The organism is Psychrobacter submarinus (assembly GCF_904846685.1).
GTDB classification, from domain to species: Bacteria; Pseudomonadota; Gammaproteobacteria; order Pseudomonadales; family Moraxellaceae; genus Psychrobacter; species Psychrobacter submarinus.
On the sequence record NZ_CAJHBQ010000001.1, the window covers coordinates 954054 to 977892 of the forward strand.

General features: G+C 44.0%; 13 protein-coding genes, 1 CRISPR repeat array and 1 other annotated feature. Of the genes, 6 read left to right on the plus strand and 7 right to left on the minus strand.

Features of this window, described 5'->3' with window-relative positions; genetic code table 11:
• Nucleotides 1–11 precede the first annotated feature (11 nt).
• The 3 genes from cas1f to JMY03_RS04350 are packed head-to-tail and all read left to right on the plus strand — an operon-like array spanning nucleotide 12 to nucleotide 4333.
• Nucleotides 12–1007 carry a type I-F CRISPR-associated endonuclease Cas1f gene (cas1f, locus tag JMY03_RS04340; RefSeq protein WP_201559446.1) on the plus strand — a complete coding sequence of 332 codons (996 nt, stop codon included), beginning with the start codon at nucleotides 12–14 and terminating at the stop codon, nucleotides 1005–1007.
• Between the two features lie 3 nt (nucleotides 1008–1010).
• Nucleotides 1011–4034, plus strand: coding sequence for a CRISPR-associated endonuclease Cas3'' (locus JMY03_RS04345; protein WP_201601379.1), 3024 nt, complete (start codon nucleotides 1011–1013; stop codon nucleotides 4032–4034).
• Nucleotides 4035–4057: 23 nt separating this feature from the next.
• Nucleotides 4058–4333, plus strand: coding sequence for a hypothetical protein (locus JMY03_RS04350; RefSeq protein WP_265089600.1), 276 nt, complete (start codon nucleotides 4058–4060; stop codon nucleotides 4331–4333).
• On the opposite strand, the gene JMY03_RS04355 is transcribed toward JMY03_RS04350, so the two are convergent.
• Nucleotides 4311–5069 (minus strand): IS5 family transposase, encoded by a 759-nt coding sequence (locus tag JMY03_RS04355; RefSeq protein WP_192529359.1) that lies wholly within the window; start codon nucleotides 5067–5069, stop codon nucleotides 4311–4313. The genes JMY03_RS04350 and JMY03_RS04355 overlap by 23 nt on opposite strands.
• 62 nt (nucleotides 5070–5131) lie before the next feature.
• Here JMY03_RS04355 and cas7fv point away from each other — a divergent pair, with 62 nt between their 5' ends.
• Genes cas7fv through cas6f form a run of 3 tightly spaced genes read left to right on the plus strand, consistent with a single transcriptional unit; the run spans nucleotide 5132 to nucleotide 7501 of the window.
• Nucleotides 5132–5875, plus strand: a complete 744-nt coding sequence (cas7fv, locus tag JMY03_RS04360; RefSeq protein WP_227675479.1) for a type I-Fv CRISPR-associated protein Cas7fv — start codon at nucleotides 5132–5134, stop codon at nucleotides 5873–5875.
• An 8-nt stretch (nucleotides 5876–5883) separates the two neighbouring features.
• Nucleotides 5884–6891 (plus strand): type I-Fv CRISPR-associated protein Cas5fv, encoded by a 1008-nt coding sequence (gene cas5fv, locus JMY03_RS04365; RefSeq protein WP_201601381.1) that lies wholly within the window; start codon nucleotides 5884–5886, stop codon nucleotides 6889–6891.
• Nucleotides 6892–6901: 10 nt separating this feature from the next.
• Nucleotides 6902–7501, plus strand: coding sequence for a type I-F CRISPR-associated endoribonuclease Cas6/Csy4 (gene cas6f, locus JMY03_RS04370; protein ID WP_201601383.1), 600 nt, complete (start codon nucleotides 6902–6904; stop codon nucleotides 7499–7501).
• Nucleotides 7502–7679: 178 nt separating this feature from the next.
• Nucleotides 7680–12448: direct repeats of the CRISPR family, unit length 28 nt; unit sequence CTTCCTCACCGCATAGGTGACTTAGAAA.
• Between the two features lie 88 nt (nucleotides 12449–12536).
• Here the strand turns inward: cas6f and JMY03_RS04375 are convergent.
• The 6 genes from JMY03_RS04375 to JMY03_RS04400 all read right to left on the minus strand — a co-directional run bounded on the left by JMY03_RS04375 (nucleotide 12537) and on the right by JMY03_RS04400 (nucleotide 23271).
• A protein-coding gene (locus JMY03_RS04375; protein ID WP_201601385.1) for an IS3 family transposase occupies nucleotides 12537–13756 on the minus strand; the annotation gives its coding sequence in 2 pieces (ribosomal slippage) (nucleotides 12537–13474 and nucleotides 13474–13756; 1221 coding nt in all).
• Nucleotides 13365–13481: a sequence feature (AL1L pseudoknot), on the minus strand. It overlaps the preceding gene by 117 nt.
• A gap of 123 nt (nucleotides 13757–13879) precedes the next feature.
• Nucleotides 13880–14812, minus strand: coding sequence for a uroporphyrinogen-III C-methyltransferase (gene cobA, locus JMY03_RS04380; RefSeq protein ID WP_201601387.1), 933 nt, complete (start codon nucleotides 14810–14812; stop codon nucleotides 13880–13882).
• Between the two features lie 137 nt (nucleotides 14813–14949).
• Nucleotides 14950–18156, minus strand: a complete 3207-nt coding sequence (locus JMY03_RS04385) for a nitrate reductase (protein ID WP_201601390.1) — start codon at nucleotides 18154–18156, stop codon at nucleotides 14950–14952.
• The gene (locus tag JMY03_RS04390; RefSeq protein ID WP_201601393.1) at nucleotides 18153–19598 is read right to left on the minus strand and encodes an NAD(P)/FAD-dependent oxidoreductase; all 1446 of its coding nucleotides are present in this window, start codon (nucleotides 19596–19598) and stop codon (nucleotides 18153–18155) included. The genes JMY03_RS04385 and JMY03_RS04390 overlap by 4 nt, the downstream gene beginning before the upstream one ends.
• Before the next feature lie 76 nt (nucleotides 19599–19674).
• Nucleotides 19675–21765, minus strand: a complete 2091-nt coding sequence (locus JMY03_RS04395; RefSeq protein WP_227675480.1) for a bifunctional protein-serine/threonine kinase/phosphatase — start codon at nucleotides 21763–21765, stop codon at nucleotides 19675–19677.
• 3 nt (nucleotides 21766–21768) lie between these two features.
• A complete protein-coding gene (locus tag JMY03_RS04400) occupies nucleotides 21769–23271 on the minus strand; it encodes a NarK family nitrate/nitrite MFS transporter (RefSeq protein WP_201601396.1) in 1503 nt (500 codons plus the stop codon).
• Nucleotides 23272–23839 lie beyond the last annotated feature (568 nt).

Sequence of the window (23839 nt, forward strand, 5' to 3'; positions counted from 1 at the left end):
ACGGAGCTATTATGGCAAAACCTAGCAATCCTTATACCGATAATAGCTTTGTCTCCTCTGATCTTAAGACTATTTTGCACTCCAAACGTGCCAATATCTACTACCTCTCGCACTGCCGCGTCATGCAAAAAGACGGCAGAATTCTCTATCTCACCGAAGACGATAAAGCCAACCTGTTCTATAACATTCCTATTGCCAATACCACCTCCATCTTACTCGGTACGGGCACCTCCATCACCCAAGCGGCGATGCGTCTGCTTTCGCAAGCAGGCGTATTAGTAGGGTTTTGCGGTGGCGGCGGTACGCCGCTATTTATGGGATCTGAGCGCGAAGTCTTCGTCGAGTGGCTGACCCCGCAAAGCGAATATCGACCGACAGAATATGTGCAAGGTTGGCTCAGTTGGTGGTGGGATGATGACAAACGCCTCGCTGCCGCTAAGATGCTACAACATGCGCGTTTGGCTTACTTACAAGCAATTTGGAGCAAAGATGTTGATCTAAAACGTCAGGGATTTGATAGCAGTCGTGATGACATTAAAGCGCTCATCGATAACAATATTCGACAAATCGATCAGCAAACTGAGGTCATGCACTTATTGCAGTTAGAAGCTCGCCTGACCAAAAACCTGTATAAACTTGCCGCCAAAAACACCGGCTATGACGGCTTTACCCGTGAGCACGATGGTATCGATAAGGCCAATGGCTTTCTCAATCACGGCAACTATCTGGCCTACGGACTGGGTGCGACTACTGCATGGACGCTAGGTATCCCGCACGGTTTTGCAGTCATGCATGGCAAGACACGGCGCGGGGCATTGGTATTTGATATAGCCGATATTATCAAAGATGCGCTAGTGCTACCCCTCGCCTTTATTTGCGCCAGCGAGAATATGAGCGAGCAAGAGTTTCGCCAGGAGTGCTTAAACTTATTTACCAAACATCATGCGCTGGATTATCAGTTTGAAGCTGTTAAACAGATTGCTATGAATAAAAGCTGGCAGGTGTAGAAAATGATCGTTACCTTTGTATCTCAATGCGAGAAAAAATCGCTAAAACGTACTCGCAGAATCTTAGACGCCTTTGCCAACCGTATTGGTAATAATGTGTGGCAGACGGCGATTACTGAAGATGGATTAAAGACAGTTAAGCAGCTCCTGCGCAAATCAGCGACCAAATCAACGGCGGTAAGCTGTCATCGTAATAAGACTCGTCAGCTGACGGAGCTGGTGTGGATTGTAGGTAATAAGAGACGGTTTAATGAGGTGGGTGTGGTTCCTGTGAATTGGACTAATAACGAGGTTTTTATGGATTTACCGATAACAACGGCTGATATTCTAGCCAATACAAATGAGCAACCGTTAAGCCAGCATCTTTTTGCTGTTGGCTATCTTGGTTATAAAATTATTGAAAAAATGCAAATCAGTAATCCAAAGCTTGCTCAAGCAGCGTTAATAGCTGGCATCTTACATGATATAGGAAAGTTAGACCCACAGTTTCAAGGCTGGTTAAAAACCAAAATTGGTAAAGAGCCATTGGACACATCGGATGAAATGCTGCCTGACTTACCTGACGATGGCGTTCATATTGACAATAGCATTCGAGGTCATACCAAATTTACCTTTGAAAAACATCCTCGTCATCATGAGATTTCTTGGCTACTGGCGCAAGCTATCTTACCTACTGACGCACTAAACACAAATCAGCGCGATCAAGTGTTTCATGGCATTTACTGGCATCATACGCGCCCCTATCGTAAAGACGACAAATTTTTTATGCAGGCAAAAGGCATTCATAAATTATTTGTAAAATCCCTAAAATCTCAATCTATAAATAAGATTATGGATGAGTTATCAGCAATCCTTAATGATGTTGCTCAAATCAGTACAAACTATACTGATGTTAATTTTGATAATCTAATACCAAAGTGGAACAAGAATTTTGAGCTCACTCAAGAGGACTTACCAAGCTATAAAATATACGATGAACTTGCTGAAGACATTGATGAATTTACTATAGATATCAAACCTAACGCTTTAAACAACTTAATTCGTACAGCGGTCATCAGTGCAGATAGAATTGTATCTGCCATGCTCGCTGAAGACTTAGCCGACTATATTAAAGAAGGTAGTTTAGAACAGGCTATAGACAATATCCTTATTGAAGACAGTGACTTATGTCGCAAAGTCAATGCGTGTCTTGCAGGTTTTGACAGTCGTCATCCAAACAGTGACCGTAACCTTGCTCAGACTCAAGCTGCTAGCCAACTAGCTAAGCTAAAAGAGATTGCTGAGTTTGATGAGGCAGACAACATCGGCGTGCTACAAGGTCCCGCTGGCTGCGGTAAAACTAAAATTGCATTGGAATGGGCAAGTCGAACCAATGCTAATAAAATCATTTGGGTTTGTCCTCGGGTGCAGGTTTGCTTAGGACTCTTAACTGACTTAACCCAAGCTGAGTATTTACCTAACAGCCGTATCGAAATATTTACAGGAGAATATAAAAAAATCTTAACTAATGGCATGAGTATGAATGATACGCCTGACACTAGCGAGAGTGACTACTTTAGTGGGGATATCGTACTAACAACGATAGATCAGGTGATTAATAATATTATCTCCCACCATAAAGTCACCACTCAAATGACAGACTTTATGCAAGCGCATTTAATATTTGATGAGTTTCATGAATTGATTCCCATGCCTGCTTTCAATCTCTTATTTGCAGAGTTAATAGAAGCGAAAAAGTGTTGCGGTGCTAACGCCAATACCTTACTCGTATCAGCGACGCCTCATGACTATTTTGTCAATGAAGTGCTTAACATCGACAACGCCTATGTCGTGCGAGTCGATAGCTTTAATGAGTCAGACTACAAGTTGGATTTTGTCAGCTACGATGAAACTGAACATCCAAACCCGTTGGTCAATGACGCTATCGAAGTAGACAAAACAACTTTCATTATTACCAATACCGCACAAGATGCTCAGCTTGGCTTTTTACTGCACCAGAACAACGAGAACAATATCTTACTTCATTCCAAATATACTCGTACTGATAAAGTACATTGGTTTAACCAAGTATTTGACAGTTTCAAGGAAAAGGGCAGCCAAAAGTACAAAGTATTGCGCAGTGGACCTATTGTTCAAGCGTCACTCAATATTACTTGCCAGCAGATGTATACGGATATGACCAGTCCTGAAAATTGGTTACAGCGCTTAGGCCGATTGGATCGCTTTGGTGAGAATAATGAATTAAATATCTATACGACCGTGATTCCTGAGAGCGCAAAAAAGGGTAAACAAAGTAGTCGGCAAGCAAAGTTTTTAGCCAGTCTTTGCGTTTGGAATAGTAGTGTTGCCTGGCTAAATTATCTACAAGACTACTTAGATGACAGCAATCTTGATACCGTCACTCTAAACGAGCTTTATCAGGTTTATCAAAAATTCTATACAGATGAGGATTGCCGAGACAAAGTCACGGAAGATATGCAAAAAACATTAAAGCAAAGTGTGAGTTTAATCAATGCCAAAGTCATTGATCCTATCAGTGTACCACCTAAGTCTAAGCGCTCTAAAGACGGCGCTGCCAAGATATCTAAAAGTTCACTGCGAGGCAATAACCGATTTGTCCAAATGGCGGTCTGCAATGTTGATGATGAACTAAACCCAACGTTCACTAATGAATATGCTTATGATGAACATACTGACCACAGTACGGTCACTATTGGTTTGACCGAGTCTGTTGATCGTGTTCGAGGGTACGGCGACAGCGCCAAAGACTTAGTCGGTTTTATGCAAGCCAAACATCACAATATTAAAGAAGATGCTAGTAAAGCTTATAAAGACTTTATGCTACTGGCAGAAGCCAGATCCCCTGATCACCCTCTTTATCTTAGCTATACCCCTGAGGATTTAGAGCCTATCGGTGGAGAGCGGGAGCGTCATCAATACGCGATGTATTATGTGATAACAGCCAAACAACCTGTTGGCACAGTACCTATTAATAAATTAACTAACCCAACCTCAGTTGATGACTGAGAAATAAACTCTAGGAGAGAACAATGAACAAAGTAACTGGCATTAAAAGCGTTGATTTTAAAGTAAAGGCATTCGGACATGGTGTTGTGAACTGGAATGGTCCAACTACGTTAAGTAGTGAAGGTCGTACCGTTGATAATCACACTTTACCTAAATTGCGTGGGTACACCAATCTAACGGGAAAAATCAAGGACGAAACAGGTTATAAATATAAAAAAGAAGCAACTGATATCAACTTTAAGGAAACACCTTTATACATTAGGGTGTGTATAGAATTCAAATCAGGGGCAACCAGATAAAGACACAAGCGAGCATTACCGCCGCTGCATAGCTATCTTTGAGCTTATCATATCGCGTGGCAATGCCCCTAAAATGTTTCAATCTAGCAAAAGCGTTTTCTACCAAATGACGGCAACGATACAAATACCAATCTAGTGTGTCGTTACAGCTTTTAGAGTTCGACTTAACAGGTATGACTGACTGAGCACAGTGCGTGAAGATACACTCTCTAATATCGCTACTATCGTAGCCCCTGTCTGCAATCACCGCTTTAGTCTGGTTATTAATCGTGCTAAATATCAACGCCTTTGCCATCTTAGAGTCATGTACTTGCCCACCTGACAGCTCAACATGTATAGGGTTGCCACAAGCATCGACCACTAAGTGCAGTTTGCTGCTATTACCTGCAACGCTTTTACCAATGGCCTCATCAAGATGACTGGCTGCGCCTGTACTATGCTGATGAGCTTTGACCACGCTACCGTCTATAAATAACCATTCACTATCATAGTTTGCTGTGACTATCTTCATGAGCTTTTGCCATTTACCGGTTTTACGCCAGTAACGGTATTGATGATATATGCTAGACCAATGACCAAAATAAGAAGGTAAGTCTCGCCATGGACAGCCTACTCGTATGCGGTACAACATGCCTTCAACGGTACGTCTTAGATTGGGCTTGTTATATACGTTAATTTGTCGCAATATAATAAATAGCTTGTGCCAATGTTCATCGTTGAGCTTGGTGCGAGCCATAAGTGACGCCTTGTTTCTTTGTTGTGGTAAACATTAGAGTAAGGCGTTGCTTATTTTTTTCAATGTTTTCTCAATTCTATACAGCCCCTAGTCAAAACTGTATCCGTCATCACCTTTTTCGTGATCAGGCTTTTGACTTACACTTTGCAGGTGAAAAAAGCTTAGATAAGGTCATCGCCTCTATTACAGGTTTGATCCGTGGGTATGTAGTTCCTGCCAGTCAATGCAAACGCACTAGCCCCTTATTGCTTGAAGACTTTGTTGACCAGCTAGGTAATGGTAACTTTGAGCAATTTGGTCAAGCTGGTGAACGTGATAGCTCGTCTTTTTTCTCAAAAACGACTTTTGGTGATACTGAATACTTATCTTTTGGTTCAATCAGTATTGAACAGCTACAATTCATCTCACTAGACAACAAATTTGATCGCGCAGCGATGATTATCAAAGATAATCAAGGTGATGCTATCGCTGAACAAGTACAAGACTTTATTAAATCATTAGCACCAGATAGAGAGCCAAAAGCTACTTTTCATCAAAACTATGTTAGAAAAGGCACCATCTATAATGAAGGTGAAACTGGCATTTTACTTGATCAAATTGCTATAGATATCTTGGTAAATACTACATTAGAGCTAATAAAAGAGCTTTCTATACGCCAAGCTAAAAGCTATATGTATGTCGATAGTGTTGAGGTAGATTATAACGATAGCAACAAAATGATGCGTATCAAGCGCAGTCCTGATGAAGCCAATAACACTCCTAGTATGGATTACGCTATTTACTTTGAAGCCAATAACGATGAATAGGAAGTCTTATGAGAATCATTATCGACTATGAAGCGTCATGGCGAAATTCGTTTTTAGATGGTAGCAATGACGAAGCATTACCCAAGAGGGGACGCAACTATGTTGCGTCCATGACTGAGCTTAAAAAGCCTGAAAACTATCATAATAGATCAGTCAGTAAAAATACAGTTTTAGGCATACTAAGTCGCCTCATAGGCGATCAGCGTAAGCTCTATCAAGCCAGAAAAAGTGAGCATTTTTACTTTTCAGATATTGAGAATGCGATTAGCTTTAAGGATACACCAACAGTAATAAACCGCGAGATCGCCTATCTTCGTAATATGAAAGGTAGTACAGATCAAAACTCATTTACGGGAATGATTAAAGTGAACGACCCAATATTTCAGTCTGATTATTCAAACGAGTTTTGGGGTGTCTTATCGCTTGATATTGACGAGCTTTGCGACTTTATTATTGATAACACCTTAATAAAGAGTACTTTGCCGCTTGATCCTATTTCTATCATGAACCGCCTTGATGATATTAAAAAAGTCAAACCTGTTGAACCTGAAGGACGTACTAAACAAGCTTCCGATCAGCTATCTTCATTGTTTGAGAAATATAAACCACTCAATAAGAAAGAACAGCAACTGATCCTACCCATGTATTGCTCTGCCTTGTATTTACAGCTACAGCGGTTAGAAGAAAGATATGATATGAGTAGTGCAAAAACTAAAGCAGGCGGCATCAGCGGCATATCTAATAATGGCTTTACCCCTAAAGATTTTATGAAAACCTATGTCACAGGTGGCAAAAAGCTGATTTATGGTAATCCATTCATTCGCGAAGAGTTTGTAAAGGGTGAAGGCAAGATCAAGCACGCTCTAACCAAAGCCAGTGGACAGCTTGAAATCACATTAGATATTGACGATGCAAAAGCTAAAGAGCTTAAAAGAATGATTGACGATGCAGGTGTATCATCATTTTATTTAGGCAAGAAAGGCTTGGCGTATGTTTCAGATATTCGTTTACGTTAGGGAGTAATAAATGAACTACTATCAAGAAGTTACGCTGATAGACGGTGATAAAAAGCTGTACGAATTGTGGAGCGATGTTTATAACCAAATACACATTGCTTTAGCGGAAGCAAAAAATAAGCATGATATAAATACTATTGGTGTCAGTTTCCCAAGTTATCGCTATGAAGAAAAAGGCTATAAAGTATTTGCTACGTTAGGTGATAAACTACGTGTCTTCGCTCAAAGCCAAAAGGATTTAGAGACTCTAGATCTCGATAAATGGCTGGAGCGATTGACGGACTATGTGCATGTGAAGCGCATCAATGAGGTTGGTGACAAAGCCAAAGGGCACGTTGTGATCAGACGCTACCGCCATAAAAACGTGCTCAAGCAAGCTGAAGCATTCGCTGAGCACAAAGGCATTACGATGGAGGCGGCACTGATACACTGCGCCAAACACAAACAGGATAACAAACCCTATCCGTATATCAACTTAAGGAGCATCAGCAACAATCAACCCTACGCATTATCTATCATTCAAGAAATGGCAGATAATGAGACTCAAGGGTCGTTTAATAGTTATGGCATTAACAATGCGGCAGATAAGGTTACTTTGCCCCATTGGTAAGCCACTTATAAGGTAATGATGAATTACCCAAAAATTGGGAGAAAAAACCCTTTTTTTGAGCTATTTAAAAACTTGTAATAAAATCAATCAGTTACGATAGGGTGGAAAATGGAGGGTAAAATAGGGTATTTTCACCTCCACGCCTTGTTGTAACTGAATTTTTTGAGGTATAATTCCTCTTCCTCACCGCATAGGTGACTTAGAAATTGCATTGACAACTGGCCATCGCGTCTAGTGTCTTCCTCACCGCATAGGTGACTTAGAAATAGCAAAACAAGGTGATAATATCTCAGCTTTACTTCCTCACCGCATAGGTGACTTAGAAATAGTAAATGTAGTTCGTCTACTAATACATAAGCTTCCTCACCGCATAGGTGACTTAAAAAAGCCATTAGTAGATAAACCGCTAGTACCTGTTCTTCCTCACCGCATAGGTGACTTAGAAATAATAGGTATGCTACAGCTAGAATAGATACCACTTCCTCACCGCATAGGTGACTTAGAAAGTTATGTCTGATACTCGAAAAGTTATCTGGTGCTTCCTCACCGCATAGGTGACTTAGAAAGAGAAACGTCATTGAATATGTCACCTTTCGCACTTCCTCACCGCATAGGTGACTTAGAAATGCGTTTAGGCATTAGGTAAGTCATAAACTGTCTTCCTCACCGCATAGGTGACTTAGAAATAGAATACATGGAGAAAAACGGAGAAAGAATACTTCCTCACCGCATAGGTGACTTAGAAAGCCACTACTTGATGCTAATTTTGACATTGAGGCTTCCTCACCGCATAGGTGACTTAGAAATGCTTTTTTGGGTCTAAGTTATGCGCGCGTTGCTTCCTCACCGCATAGGTGACTTAGAAATTTATTTGAGTAAGTTTTTATTAAATACTCGCCTTCCTCACCGCATAGGTGACTTAGAAATTAGACTGCTACAGTATTGTGCGCGATTACTACTTCCTCACCGCATAGGTGACTTAGAAAGCGATAAGACTGCGCTAGATTACCTTGCAAGCCTTCCTCACCGCATAGGTGACTTAGAAATCAGCACAGGTGCGACTGTAATTATACGTATTCTTCCTCACCGCATAGGTGACTTAGAAAAATAAATTCAGCATAAATAGCACTGTAGTTATCTTCCTCACCGCATAGGTGACTTAGAAAATCCTGACACTAAGCACCTATGCGAGTCTGTGCTTCCTCACCGCATAGGTGACTTAGAAAAGATTAGTACACGTCCGCCGCGTCGAGCCACGCTTCCTCACCGCATAGGTGACTTAGAAAACTAGCATTGTTATTCGTACGATCATAATTGACTTCCTCACCGCATAGGTGACTTAGAAAACTTGTTGCTTGCTCTTGGTCTAAACCGTCCGCTTCCTCACCGCATAGGTGACTTAGAAACATAACATCGCTGACCGCTTCGCACAGCTGACGCTTCCTCACCGCATAGGTGACTTAGAAAGTAATGTTTGTTGTATTGCGCTTTGAGTGCGGCTTCCTCACCGCATAGGTGACTTAGAAAAAATAACAAGCCATAGCGCAAGCTTGGTGATGCTTCCTCACCGCATAGGTGACTTAGAAAAAATCAGTAGCGTCTTTATAATCACGAGCTGCCTTCCTCACCGCATAGGTGACTTAGAAAAACAAGTGTGCATTCTGATTCTTTTGTTGTTTCTTCCTCACCGCATAGGTGACTTAGAAATCCATTCGATGCGGCATCGTCCCCCCTCAAATCTTCCTCACCGCATAGGTGACTTAGAAATGCAATCAGATCCGTTTGTGCATAGCCCTAAACTTCCTCACCGCATAGGTGACTTAGAAACGACAGCTACGTGTGTTGTTCTGACGGTATGGCTTCCTCACCGCATAGGTGACTTAGAAATTTCTTTTTGCCTTTCTTGCTACCGTCCATTCCTTCCTCACCGCATAGGTGACTTAGAAAACAGCAAGCGTTCATAACATCGCCTGGCAACTCTTCCTCACCGCATAGGTGACTTAGAAAATTGTTAGCGCTGTCAGCGTCACATACCCGCCCTTCCTCACCGCATAGGTGACTTAGAAATAAGTTTGATCCGGACGATGTTATTTATGTTGCTTCCTCACCGCATAGGTGACTTAGAAAAAAAAGCCGCGTTACCGTGTCACAGCAGGTAGCTTCCTCACCGCATAGGTGACTTAGAAATGTGGCACTTTCCGCCCCTGCTATGTGGCAGTCTTCCTCACCGCATAGGTGACTTAGAAAACCTTCTACAGGCTTATAGCCTAAATCTGCCCCTTCCTCACCGCATAGGTGACTTAGAAAGCTAAAACTAACCTTAATGATAGACCACACGACTTCCTCACCGCATAGGTGACTTAGAAATAAAGGTAATCTACTGCCCTTAATCGATCCTTCTTCCTCACCGCATAGGTGACTTAGAAAACTATCCCAATCACTCATTGCTCGCACTCCTCCTTCCTCACCGCATAGGTGACTTAGAAAATGGAGCGGAAGAAATGATAAATCCCGAGGAGCTTCCTCACCGCATAGGTGACTTAGAAAACATCACGTGCTCATTGTCCCCCGTCTGATCTCTTCCTCACCGCATAGGTGACTTAGAAAGTTTTCTTGGTTTTAGAAAGTCGTCATTTAGCCTTCCTCACCGCATAGGTGACTTAGAAAGCCACACTACAAAGATGCAAGCGGCATTGAGTCTTCCTCACCGCATAGGTGACTTAGAAACTCTGAAAATAGCTTGTCTAACACCTCGACTGCTTCCTCACCGCATAGGTGACTTAGAAAAGATGTCCCTCCCCTGAAAATTATCAGTTACGCTTCCTCACCGCATAGGTGACTTAGAAAGCTGGACGATCGACAACCGCCGCGATGATTATCTTCCTCACCGCATAGGTGACTTAGAAAATTGCTAGATATTCCATGCCTTTAGCTGCGTCTTCCTCACCGCATAGGTGACTTAGAAAGTCAGCCATACAAACCTACATGCAGATAACATCTTCCTCACCGCATAGGTGACTTAGAAAATCTTGTATGGTTACGACCACTTTCATTGTATCTTCCTCACCGCATAGGTGACTTAGAAAATTAGGAAATGGGTTTGCTGGACGAGTCAAAGCTTCCTCACCGCATAGGTGACTTAGAAAAAAGTGCTGGCGCGATTGCTTTTATCAGCCAGCTTCCTCACCGCATAGGTGACTTAGAAAATCAACAATGGCGTCGAGGCAATAGAGGTGACCTTCCTCACCGCATAGGTGACTTAGAAATCCTTGTGGTCAATGTAGACGCTATAAGTCACCTTCCTCACCGCATAGGTGACTTAGAAAGTCATAATCATTGGCAATGCCTAACGACTGTGCTTCCTCACCGCATAGGTGACTTAGAAAATAGATGATTGCCGCTGGGTTCATTTTCCTCGCTTCCTCACCGCATAGGTGACTTAGAAATAAAAACTAAATAAGCCCCGTCATTAATTAACCTTCCTCACCGCATAGGTGACTTAGAAACGTGATAATCGGCACGCTCGCTTGGGTGACGGCTTCCTCACCGCATAGGTGACTTAGAAAAGGTCTTGTTTGTGGCAAACTGTTTAACTGTACTTCCTCACCGCATAGGTGACTTAGAAAGTGATGAGTCGCTGCCTGTCGATGAGACAACGCTTCCTCACCGCATAGGTGACTTAGAAACATGAAATTCATTCGTCATGACATTCGCTTCATCTTCCTCACCGCATAGGTGACTTAGAAATTGGTCGGTTGGCTGACCGGTGGTTGACTAATCTTCCTCACCGCATAGGTGACTTAGAAAGTCAATCCTATCGGGCCGCTTAGTGCCATGATCTTCCTCACCGCATAGGTGACTTAGAAATTAGGTTCAACGCCAATAGCTTTAGCAATAATCTTCCTCACCGCATAGGTGACTTAGAAAGCTTACATGAGATTTATTGATACTACCCTCGGCTTCCTCACCGCATAGGTGACTTAGAAATTAGCCTTATCTCTTAGTGCTGTAAACTCGTCCTTCCTCACCGCATAGGTGACTTAGAAATTTTCTTTATTGATTTTATACAGTAACTGCTTCTTCCTCACCGCATAGGTGACTTAGAAAATTATTAAAGTCATTATAGAACAGATAACATACTTCCTCACCGCATAGGTGACTTAGAAACATCTAATGACATTAGACTTGGAATTTGGTAACTTCCTCACCGCATAGGTGACTTAGAAAGCAGGTGTCGGCTTGATGGTTGGCGGTGCTGCCTTCCTCACCGCATAGGTGACTTAGAAAACAAGCAATAGCGAAGTAGTTAGAGTTGTGTGCTTCCTCACCGCATAGGTGACTTAGAAAAATACCGCTGCATTAATTGCGATTCTCATAAACTTCCTCACCGCATAGGTGACTTAGAAAATACCCTTTTTGCTTAGCGACTCACGCGCAAGCTTCCTCACCGCATAGGTGACTTAGAAATACATCAAAACCCCGAACTATTGGAGCAAAACCTTCCTCACCGCATAGGTGACTTAGAAATTTGGCAGCTTCGACAAGCTCCAAACAGTAGGCTTCCTCACCGCATAGGTGACTTAGAAATGTGAAATGTTTGGCATACTTTTTCAATCCATCTTCCTCACCGCATAGGTGACTTAGAAAGCCATGCTTAGGGTTATGTACCGTCTTGTGTGCTTCCTCACCGCATAGGTGACTTAGAAACATTCAGCCCTAGATAGGCGTTTACGTGCCTTCTTCCTCACCGCATAGGTGACTTAGAAAAATGTCCTCCTGCTGAGAGTATAAATATAATGCTTCCTCACCGCATAGGTGACTTAGAAACTCGGTTCGGTAGGTCTTGGTCACTCCGTTGACTTCCTCACCGCATAGGTGACTTAGAAACATCTAATGTCCAGTTGCGCCAGTCAGCCCATCTTCCTCACCGCATAGGTGACTTAGAAAGCGTGCAGACCGCCAAGAAGTGCTTAGAGTCGCTTCCTCACCGCATAGGTGAACCGCCCCGACTTTATTGGAGGCTGATTTGCTTGAGTCAGGCAGCGATGCCTGACAGGGTGAAATTATCGTAATACCGCTTTTCAAACTCAAAGGGTGACACATAACCAATCGTGCTATGCAGTCGTATTTTATTAAACCAGTCCACCCATTCAAGGGTTGCCAGTTCAACATCATTGATACCAGTCCAGTTCTCCTTTAAATAGTCAATTACCTCATATTTATAGAGTCCATTGACCGTTTCAGCCAGTGCATTATCGTATGAATCACCAGTCGTGCCGACAGAAGCGATGATACCAGAGTCACACATTTTGTCAGTATAGCGAATGGATAAGTACTGAACCCCTCGATCACTGTGATGAATGACATCCTTAGGGTTGTTCCTGTCTGCTATCGCCTGATTTAGCGCAGCCATAACCATATCCGTGTTCATGCGATTAGATACTTTCCAACCGACAATGCTACGGGCAAACACGTCAATAATAAAAGCGGTATATACCCAGCCGCTAGTTGTTTTTATATAGGTGAAGTCAGCTACCCATAGCTGATTAGGACGATGGGCATTAAAATTACGATTAATCAGGTCATCAGCGCATTTTTGGTCATCACGGCTATTGGTGGTGATCTTGCCCTTACCGCGCCAGATGCCTTGCATACCATACTGCTTCATTAAACGCTCTACCGTACAACGAGCCACATGAATACCATCTGCCTTCATCTGCTGCCAGACTTTACGAACACCGTAACGGCATTTACTGTCCTGCCAGATGCGTTTAATCTCGTTGATATAATAATCGTCATGCTGCTGACGCAACGAGCGCTTTTCAGGGTAACTCTCCAAGTCTTTAGTACGGTAGTAGGTTGATGGGGCAATCGGTAGTACTCTACAGATTGGCTCGATCCCGTATTTCTGCTTGTGATCATCGATAAATGTGACCATTATTTCGGTGGACGGCCCTTCTCCGCCTGGGCTTCAAGACCAGCAGCCTTACGTATAATCTCATTGGCTTGCTTGAGCTCTCTGTTCTCACGTTCAAGATCTTTAATACGTTGCTCTTGGCTTTGAGCTTGTACCGATGCAGGGATAGTTTGATCTATATGCTTCTTGTGCCATGAGCGCAGGGTTTCAGGCGTGCAGCCAATATTAGGGGCAATGGCTTGAATGGCTGCCCATGTGGAGGGATAGTCGTTTGCTGCTTCGATCAGCATACGGACGGCGCGTTCTTTAATCTCAGGAGTGTAGGTTTGTCTTTTCATTGTCGTATTCTCTCAGAATGTTAAGTCTCCGACAATACCGGGGCGGTTCAGTTTAAGTGTTTGCGCTGACATACTATAAAAGTGCTAAGCACTATTATCGCTTGGCACTAGTATGCTTCTATCCTACGTGACAACCTCCAAATTACTGACTAAATCATGACTGCTAACAACGTTTTGAACGTCAATAAAGGTACTTTTGCCTAACGCACCAAGGTTGTAGTTTGCAAACTCATGATATAAATTAACCACATCACCCATAATCAATAGCGCAGGTGTTGGCAGTTTTGCCTCAGCTTGCTGCTCCGCGATATTACCAAGCGTACCGATAAGAAGCTGCTGCGTTGGCAAACTGGCATGACTAATCACAGCAAAAGGTGTATTACTGTCGCGCCCTGCGGCAATTAGCCCTTGGGTCATCTCATCTAGTCGATTCAACCCCATATAAAAGACAACCGTCTGCGTACTGTCTAAGAGTTCATCGTAGTCATTATTAGGTGCGCCCAACTTTTTGCAAGCGGTCACAAATTTTACGGCTTGCGCATGATCACGGTGTGTCAAGGGAATACCTGCTCTACTTGCGGCCGCACTAGCAGCAGTGATACCAGGAATAGATTCAAAATGAATACCATGACGCACCACTTCTTGCAGCTCCTCTCCGCCGCGTCCAAATATAAAGGGGTCGCCACCTTTGAGCCTAACGACCGTTTTGCCTGCTAGCGCGTGTTTGACCAGTAGCTCATTGATACCTTCTTGTGGTAGTGCGTGATTGGCACGGCGCTTACCGACAAATATCTTCTCTGCCGTCAGCGCACACATATCTAAGATATCCTCTGAAACCAAACTATCATAGAGCACGACCTCTGCTTTTTGCATTACTCGTAATGCTTTTAACGTGAGTAGCTCAGGATCGCCAGAACCTGCACCAACCAAATGTACCGTGCCCGTTTTCACACTTTTTTCTATACCTGATGGCTCATCGCTCACACTGATATGACAATTTATATTGGGTAAATTTTGTGAAGTTAATGCGGCAATAAAGGTAGATGAATCAGTCATGGTAATAACTCCTAATAACACTGTTAATAACGCGCAACTCTGCACCTAACAATGGCATACCTAAGAAAAAAAGAGCATATAAAATACGGTGCAAGCCCTATGCCATATTAACGTTCAAACTTTGCAACAAGCACTACTTAAGACGCATACCTATCGATCAAGGCATTAATTTGACTCACACATGAACCGCAGTTAGTCCCTGCTCGGCATGCCTTTCCAACCGCGTGGGCACTCATACACTGCTGCTTGGTAATCGTCTCGATAATAATACTCTCTCCAACAGCCATACATGAACATACTAATGCACCTGGATCAACATACCCTGTCGCTGGACGACCTGCTAGCAACCACTTATAGCGTTGATTTTCTGGTATCGCATCAGTACTGGCGAAGCAATTGTTAAGCCAATGAATACTGGGCAGCTGCGCCACCTGCAGTGCAAAACAAACGCTCAGTAGTAGCTGATCGCTTGGTATGTCAGACTTTGACGTACTAATCGATGCCCGATCTATCACTTTAGTATTTGCCTCTACCTGCGTCGAGACGAAGCGAAGCTGCTTTGCTTGCTTGCTGCAAGTAAAGGCACTATTGATCGATTTATCGGTGAGAGATGCTTGATAGGTATTGATAAAATTTTGCCAGTACTCAGGGTCAAGCAGTTTACTGACGACTTTGTCTATAGGACTGGCTAAAGTAATCAAGACGCTATTGGTTTGACGACTTAAACTCCATGTCAATGCGGGTAATGAGTTTGATCTTTCAGAAGTTGTATTTGTATCAGAAGAAGATATCAGCACTCCTTGATCCTCAGGCTCTTTCTCAAAATCCAATAAAGTCTCACGCAGATGCACTATCATGGTGTCTTGTAGATCAGGATGCACCAAAATCTTGCCATAAGTTTTCATCGGTACAGGCATTACGCTGATTGCAGAATTTTTTAATTCAGGCTGTCCTGAATGCGGATCAACGACCGTTGGGATCAGCGTACCTACGCGAGCAAAACGAGCAAAGGCGTTGCTCCAATGCATCGGCATAAAGGCATCGCCTACGCTCATACTGTCGCTGATGCCAACCTGTGCGAGCACCTGACTGTCTGTAGTTGTATTGCTGGCAACCATGCGCTGCGGCTGGCTATGTATTGATAAGTTTTTCTCATAGCTTTTCTCATAGCTTTTCTCATAGCAGGGACGTAGCTGTACATAATCGCCTTGGTCAACACCGAGCTGCTTGGCATCATTTGGATGTACGGTGAGTGTTGGTACAGACTCGTGTTGGTTGAGCTGCGGTGCAAGTCCTGTGCGCGTCATCGTATGCCATTGATCGCGAAGCCTACCTGTAATCAGCCGTAGATTTAATGCTCCTGAGCTATCTTGATGAAACGTATGACTGCTGTTATTTTTTTTACTATCAGCGCTTTTTGATCTTAATCGTCGCGGATGCCTGTTGGGTATACTCGCGTGACTGGGAGGCGTAATGGCAATGAAACGTGTTTTGATCGGTGTAATACGTGCGCCGCCCCACTGAAACGGTGTCATGACATCATATGCGTCGTGACTGAAAGAGAATACGTTTTTATTTTGCTGCTTAAGATGGTTTGGGCTTTCCTCTATCGATGCTATCGCCCCTACTACCATTGGCGAAAGATCTTTTGCTAAATTAAGATAGCGCGGTTGATTGCTCGCTGATATATCTTGGCTGGCATCATTTCTATAAGCAGTTAGGGCGATATGCTCATTAAATATATCCCTAGGATGCTGATAATCAAACCCTGCCAAACCCATGCGTTTAGCGACTTGCGACAGTATCCACCAGTCAGGCTTTGCTTGTCCGAGTGCAGGCATTAAAGCCCGTTGGCGCGAGATGCGGCGCTCCGAATTGGTCACTGTGCCTGATTTCTCCCCCCAACCCTGTGCGGGCAAAACAATATCTGCACACTTAACCGTATCGCTGTCGACGGAGCAGTCAGATACAATCACCAAATCACAGGTAGCCAATGCGCGGCGAAACTTATCAGCCTCAGGCAAGCTGACGACAGGATTGGTCGCCATAATCCAGATGGCTTTGATACGGCCATCTAGTATGGCATCAGCAGCATCGCAAGCTTTTACCCCAACTTCTGCGGCAAGCGGTTGCGGCGCTTGCCAAAAATCAGCCACCAAATGACGATGCTGCTCGTTGTCTAGGTCTAGATGCGCGGCAAGCAGGTTAGCTAATGCACCGACTTCGCGCCCGCCCATCGCATTTGGCTGACCGGTGAGTGAAAACGGACTTGCACCTACTCGGCCCACTCGCCCAGTATACAAGTGAGTATTGATAATGGCATTGACCTTGTCGGTACCACTTGCAGATTGGTTGACACCCATGCTAAATGCCGTGACGGTTTTATCATTTGCAGCGACCAGCGCATAAAACTCCTGTACCAGATCCGCACTGATACCGCATGCCGTCGCCACTTTATCAATCGTCCATGTTTTTGCGGCCTCTAAGGCGGGCGTGACATCCTGACACTGCTTAAGATAGTCTTTATCACCACAGCCTTCTTGCTCAAGATAATGCAGCAGTCCGTTATATAAGTGCGTATCCGTGCCAACAGTGATGGGCACGTGCAAATCGGCAAATTCACAAGAATCAGTACGACGCGGATCAATCACGATCAGTTTTTTATTAGGATCACGCTTTTTGGCGGCTAAAAACCGTCCGAATAAGATAGGATGGCACCACGCCATATTGGAGCCCACCAGCACCAATAAATCACAAGACTCTAAATCTTCATAATTACTAGGCACTAAGTCTGCACCAAAAGCACGCTTATGCCCTGCAACTGCTGAGGACATACAAAGACGCGAATTGGAATCGATATTATTATTACCAATAAAGCCTTTAATGAACTTATTGGCAACGTAGTAATCCTCAGTAAGCAGCTGCCCTGACACATAAAACATTACGCTGTCACGCCCGTGTGTCGCGATAGTGTTATTCAAACGACTGGCAATATCATCCAATACTGCCTCCCACTCGACAGGCTGCGTATCTGTCGGTTGTCCTTTTGCAATTGATCGCTGTTTGTCTTGATAATAAGGCTGAGTCAACCTGCGCTCAGTGCCCAATGTTTGTGCCAATGCACTGCCTTTTGAGCAGAGTTTACCGAAGTTTGCTGGATGCTCAGGATCGCCTGTCACGCTGACTACACCTGCCTCATCGATGTTTGCTAGTACGCCGCAGCCTACGCCGCAGTAAGGACAAGTGGTACGAATAGGACTGACCAAATCCTCAGTGTAAGTTGTAATGCGAGAGGACGGTACGACACTGAGGGCTTGATCGTCATTTGAGATGGTGCTGCTCATGAGGCCTCTCCTATTAGGTGTGCATCACTTGGCAAGACCGATTCGGGCTCAGCTGCTTCTATTTTCTCTACATCGCAATAGGCTTCGCCAAAGATAAGGTCTTCTTTTATCGAGGATATGTCACTGCCATCAGTGATCAGCTGACTATAAAACCCGCTTTCACTCACATCACCGTACAGTACCGTGCCAATAAGTTTGCTTTCTTTAATGTAGAGACAAAGATAATGATCGAGGCTCGTTTGCTGATAAACCACGCGCTCTATCTGTGCCATTTCACTATCATCAAAAGCAATCTGACCTGCTGAAAAAGCGGCGATGCCAGATACTTTTAATTTTAAAGATAAAGGCTTGCTGATAAAGGGACGCCAGTGGTTTTTAGATTTATTTAGTTGTGAGTTACTATTGGCTGTCTTGCGACTTGAGATGCGTGGCGTTTTTAAGACAGACACCAAGGTATCGACCTGTTGATTGACAGGAGCCACCATCCCGAATAGCTCCCCGTCCAGCTCGACACATTCACCGATCGCATAGACATGAGGACAGCTCGTATGCATAAAGTTATCTACAAGGATACCTCGGTTAACCTCAAGACCGCTTTGCTGGGCCAGTGTCGTATTGGGGATGACACCAACGGCCATGACAATAAAGTCTGCTGGCAGTGTGCGGCCATCCTTTAACAACAGACCATTAACCTCGTGTTGATCATTGACCGTAATACATTCTGTGTTGGCTAACACCTCCAGCTTGACACTTCGACTGAAGAGCTCTGCTTGTAGCAGATGAGCGGCGGGCATATCAAGCTGTTGGTTGAGAACATGACTATCGACATGAACCACTGTCATATCTGCCCCTTGAGACGCCAAAGCACAAGCGGCTTCCAGACCCAGCACCCCGCCACCAATGACAAGACCCTTTTTTGCTTGGCGCGCGTACTCCGTCAATACCTGCACATCAGCAATCTCTCGAAATACATGAACCCCCTTAGCATCATGATTGGCAAAAGGGATGACGCGAGCTTGTGAGCCAGTAGCCAGCACCAGCTCGGTATAATCCAGGGTTTGTCCATCACTCAATTTGACACGCCGCTTATTGGTTTCGATTGCATCTACCGACGTGCCAGCCAATACCGTGATACCCAATTGCTCATATTCTGCTAGCTCGTATAAATATGTCTCTTCAAAAACCGACTCTCCTGAGAGTACGGGTGACAGCATGATACGGTTGTAGCCCACTTGCGGTTCTTTGCTAATCAGCGTGATGGGTAAATGAGCTGCGCCTTTTTCTTGGCTGCTTTGCTGCTGGGCACGTGCCAGCTCAATGGCAAAACGACTGCCTGCCATCCCAGCGCCTATAATAACGATGCCCGCAGTAGTCTGACGTCTAGAAGAAGAAGCATTGGTAGAGAAAGCAGTATGGGTTGGTTCTGGTGAATCAAGTGACATAGGAAAATCATTCCTTAGCCGCAACACGCAGCGTTGAGTAAAATGGCTTGTCGTACTATTTACGTTTAACAAGGTTTTATGAAAAATAAATCAGCAACGATATGATAATGACAAATTGAATAAAGCAAATGCTGTGCCAAACCAATAAGGGATGACGTATGATCAGCGGTTCAGGGTCTCTGGTATCGTTACTATTATCAGGATTAAAGTCTTGTAAGAACTCGCCAATCGCTTGATACCTTGCCTGCGTACTAGAGTGTAGTGCACGCATCAACGCTTGCTGGCTGGTAGCGGGCACTCGGTTTTGACGCAGGCGCTCGGCAGGTACGATCAGTGAGGCGGATGGGTTCATCAACTCTTGCGAGCTAAATGGTAGCTCACCTGTAAGTAACTCATAACCAATCACGGCAATGGAAAACAAATCAGAATGCACGCCTTTTGGGGCATCGGTGTAATATTCTGGTGCAGCGTAGTGCAAATCGCCATTAGGAGGACGCGTACTATCTTTTAGTATGGAGGAGCTAGCAGAGCCAAAGTCGATTAACTTGACCGCACCTGATTGAGTTAATAATATATTTTCAGGCTTGATATCTTGATGCAGTAGGTAGTTTCGATGCATCACACGGACCGCCATGCCGATCTTAGTGAGTAAATCGTAAGTTTGCCAAATATCACAAGGGGCTTGACGATCCATAAAAACTCGTAGGCTCTCCCCTTCGATATATTCCGTTAAATGATATAAATAAGTGCTACTGGCAGGCACTGGGTAGTAGCGCAAAAGCCCCGATGCATTAGACGCATTGAAAGTAGCATTCAGTTTTTTAGAGACATCACTGGTTAAAAGCGAATCATGGGAGGATACGCTATTGGGGTTCACTTGATTGTAAGCGGGCTCACCAATGCGTTTGTGCTTGGACAGGCTCAAACCGATTTTACGTTCCTTTAAAAACTCACGTAGATAATGCCCATCAGCAATGACATTGAGACTTGGCGATTTCAAAACAAATGCATGCTGATCGTTATCCTCTACTAAATACACCTCACTGCGAGCCGTACGCGCGATGATTTTTTTGACCACAAAACTATCAATCTGTGCCCCTACTGCCAAGCCCGTTGGTAAGCGATAGTGATTGATATCCTGAGCGTGACTACTGTCGCTATCCACACCCTGATCAAGCGCAATGCCGTTGTCTGTTTCTGGGTGCGTTTTACTCTTTGTGATTACATCGTTCATACCCAGCATGATCACACTGAGATTATCGTAACTGCCCTCGCTAAAGGCGTGCTCACACAAACGCTGGCTTATCTGAAGATGGTCGATGATTTGATTGGGACATCCCACTGATTGGTGCATAACCTGTACCGCAGCACACAGCTCAAACTGTAACTCTGCTGGCGCGATAGACTCATAAACCCCATCAGTCATGAGCGCCAAACACTCGTTTTGATGCAAGGTAAACACCGACTGTTGCAGCTCAACTCGGGTATCAGCACCGATAGCAGCAGACAACGCCCCTTTATCCCGTCCGTGGTGAATATGATGGTCTTTGGTCAATAGCACCATACTGTCTATGCCGATACGATAGATACGAGAGTCGCCTGTATGGAACAGATGAATACGGTCACCTATGCATAGCAATCCTGATAAAGTCGATAATAAAGCTGGCAGGCGCTCATACGCTTGCGGGAAATAAAGCGCATCATTGGCTTGGTGCACCGCCTCCTTAATCACGATGGCAACTTGATCGTCATCAAAGCGGTGTAGTGGATTTGGCGATTGCTCTTGAGATTCGCTTGATATCTCATTTGCTTGCACCCTATCTGTCTGTACCATCTCTGCAAGTTTTGAGGTGATATGGTGTGTCACTGTGTTTATCACTGACTGACTGGCTTGTTTGGGAAACTGGCAAGCACTGACCCCATCAGCCATTAGCACCAATAAAGGCGCTGTAAAAGAGGGATGATCGCCACTATGCGCTGACGATGATGAAAAGGATGATAACGATGGGAACCCATAAGGCAAGCAGGTCGTTATGAGTAGGCTATCTTGGTTCTCAGCTTTGCGCCCTGCCATCGTACAAAAATCAGGCAGCCACAATGCAACGTCCGCATTATGACTGCTTACCTGACCTGTCCCTTTAGGAGCTTGTTTGACGCTCTCATACATAATTTAGCTCACTTGTATTTGAGCAAAACTGCCATCTGGCATCTCTTCAATAATAACGCCTTCAGGCTCTTTTAATAAAAACAGCGCCAAGAAGCCAATCACTGCTGTTGCGGCAATCACAAAGAAGAATGCCTGATACGATACCAGACTCAGTACAGTTAGATAGACCACTGACCCGACGTTACCGTAAGCACCCGTCATTCCTGCAAACTGACCTGTCATACTACGTTTAATCAAAGGAATCACAGCAAACACTGCTCCCTCACCCGCCTGTACAAAGAAAGAGCAGAACATGGTAATCAACAGCGCAAGCGCGATCGGCCATGAAGAGTCAACGACACCCATCAACAGATAACCAACAGCCAAACCTGCGGTAAGAATCAACAGCGTGATTTTACGACCGAATTTATCACTCAACCAGCCGCCGCCAGGACGCGACATCAGATTCATAAAGGCGTAGCTTGATGCCAAGACACCTGCCATGACAATCGATAAGTTAAAGGTTTCTTGATAGAAGAGTGGCAGCATAGAGACCACAGCCAACTCTGAGCCAAAAGTCGCAAAGTATAAAATATTCAAAATACCGACTTGCTTAAAGTCATATCGGTGAGCTTTTGGCACAGGCGTGGTAAATACTTCCTTATTAAAACGATAACTACTGATAAATTCATAAACGTATAACACCACCAACGCAATATAGACGATGTTGACACTTGCCTGATTCAGCAAACTCACACCAGCTGGTGATAATTTCCACGCCAATAAGGCCAATGCCAAATACATTGGCAGTTTAAATACCATCATGAGCCAGAAGTCACCTGATGAAGTCACCATCATGGCACCCGATTTTTTAGGTTTGAAATACGTAGCACCCTTAGGGGTATCACGTACCATCTTGTAAAAAATCACGCTATAGAGCAGCATAACCACCCCTGAAGTAGCCGTTGCATAACGCCAACCTTCCTCACCGCCAAAGATGGCAGCGGCCGCAATAGCGACTGTCGGTAGTAGCAGTGCCGCGGCGGCAGAGCCGAAATTTCCCCAGCCCCCATAGATACCTTCAGCTGTACCCAGCTCATTGGCAGGGAACCAGTCACTCATGAGACGAATGCCAACCACAAACCCTGCACCAACGAAACCCAATAAAAAGCGTGATAGCGCTAACGTGTTGTAATCTTGCGCAAAAGCGAAGGTGAGACAAGGAATAGCGCCAATGGCTAAAATTGCAGTGTAAACAAGCCGAGGACCAAAGCGATCGGTCAACATGCCAATGATGACCCGAGCTGGGATAGTCAAGGCAACATTTAATATCAATAAAGTTTTTACCTGGTCTTTGGTGAGGTTCAAACTCTCCCCAATCGCAGATAAGAATGGCGCATGGTTAAACCACACGAAAAAGGTGAAAAAAAACGCCATCCACCCAAGATGGAGAATTTTGTTTTTACCGCTAAAAGAAAAGATATTCAGCTTGTTTTTATTTGGCACATCAGGTTTCGATGAAGGCATAGACGATTTCCTCAAATGGCTAACATTAAAGTTATAAAAACACGTTATGAGTCAGAAACTTATCAGTTGTGACCATTAAGAGAGTGCAATGGATGTGCCAGCTGCAAATATAAAATTGACATAGATATAAAACATCATCTTTTTTAATAGGGCTACGCTTTGTACCAGATGACTCTAAAGGCATCCCAATTAAATAGTATTGCTTAGATAAAACTAAATTACCTCTCGATTAAGTAAAGTAAGCGATGCACCTTTAAAGTAACAATCAAAACCAATTTGGTGCATTTTTGCAACTATTTTGGTGCATTTGGTGCATTTGGTGCATTTGGTGCATTTGGTGCATTTGGTGCATTTGGTGCATTTGGTGCATTTTTGCAACTATTTTGGTGCATAGGATGTAAATAACAACTATTAAAAAGATCATATTAAGCAACTACTTATAACAGAAAATAGTATCGCCAAAAGTACTGGCATGACCTTATAAACTGGTAAGGCTACATATTTTTTAACTATATAAGGGTTCGATAATTGAATGTCATTAATTGTGTTTGGCACGATTATTGAGGGC

Bases quoted from the DNA above. Each gene is read 5' to 3' on its own strand.
- cas1f (WP_201559446.1), top strand. From the start codon at position 12: ATGGCAAAACCTAGCAATCCTTATACCGATAATAGCTTTGTCTCCTCT.
- JMY03_RS04345 (WP_201601379.1), top strand. From the start codon at position 1,011: ATGATCGTTACCTTTGTATCTCAATGCGAGAAAAAATCGCTAAAACGT.
- JMY03_RS04350 (WP_265089600.1), top strand. From the start codon at position 4,058: ATGAACAAAGTAACTGGCATTAAAAGCGTTGATTTTAAAGTAAAGGCA.
- JMY03_RS04355 (WP_192529359.1), bottom strand. From the start codon at position 5,069: ATGGCTCGCACCAAGCTCAACGATGAACATTGGCACAAGCTATTTATT.
- cas7fv (WP_227675479.1), top strand. From the start codon at position 5,132: ATGTTTTCTCAATTCTATACAGCCCCTAGTCAAAACTGTATCCGTCAT.
- cas5fv (WP_201601381.1), top strand. From the start codon at position 5,884: ATGAGAATCATTATCGACTATGAAGCGTCATGGCGAAATTCGTTTTTA.
- cas6f (WP_201601383.1), top strand. From the start codon at position 6,902: ATGAACTACTATCAAGAAGTTACGCTGATAGACGGTGATAAAAAGCTG.
- cobA (WP_201601387.1), bottom strand. From the start codon at position 14,812: ATGACTGATTCATCTACCTTTATTGCCGCATTAACTTCACAAAATTTA.
- JMY03_RS04385 (WP_201601390.1), bottom strand. From the start codon at position 18,156: ATGAGCAGCACCATCTCAAATGACGATCAAGCCCTCAGTGTCGTACCG.
- JMY03_RS04390 (WP_201601393.1), bottom strand. From the start codon at position 19,598: ATGTCACTTGATTCACCAGAACCAACCCATACTGCTTTCTCTACCAAT.
- JMY03_RS04395 (WP_227675480.1), bottom strand. From the start codon at position 21,765: ATGTATGAGAGCGTCAAACAAGCTCCTAAAGGGACAGGTCAGGTAAGC.
- JMY03_RS04400 (WP_201601396.1), bottom strand. From the start codon at position 23,271: ATGCCTTCATCGAAACCTGATGTGCCAAATAAAAACAAGCTGAATATC.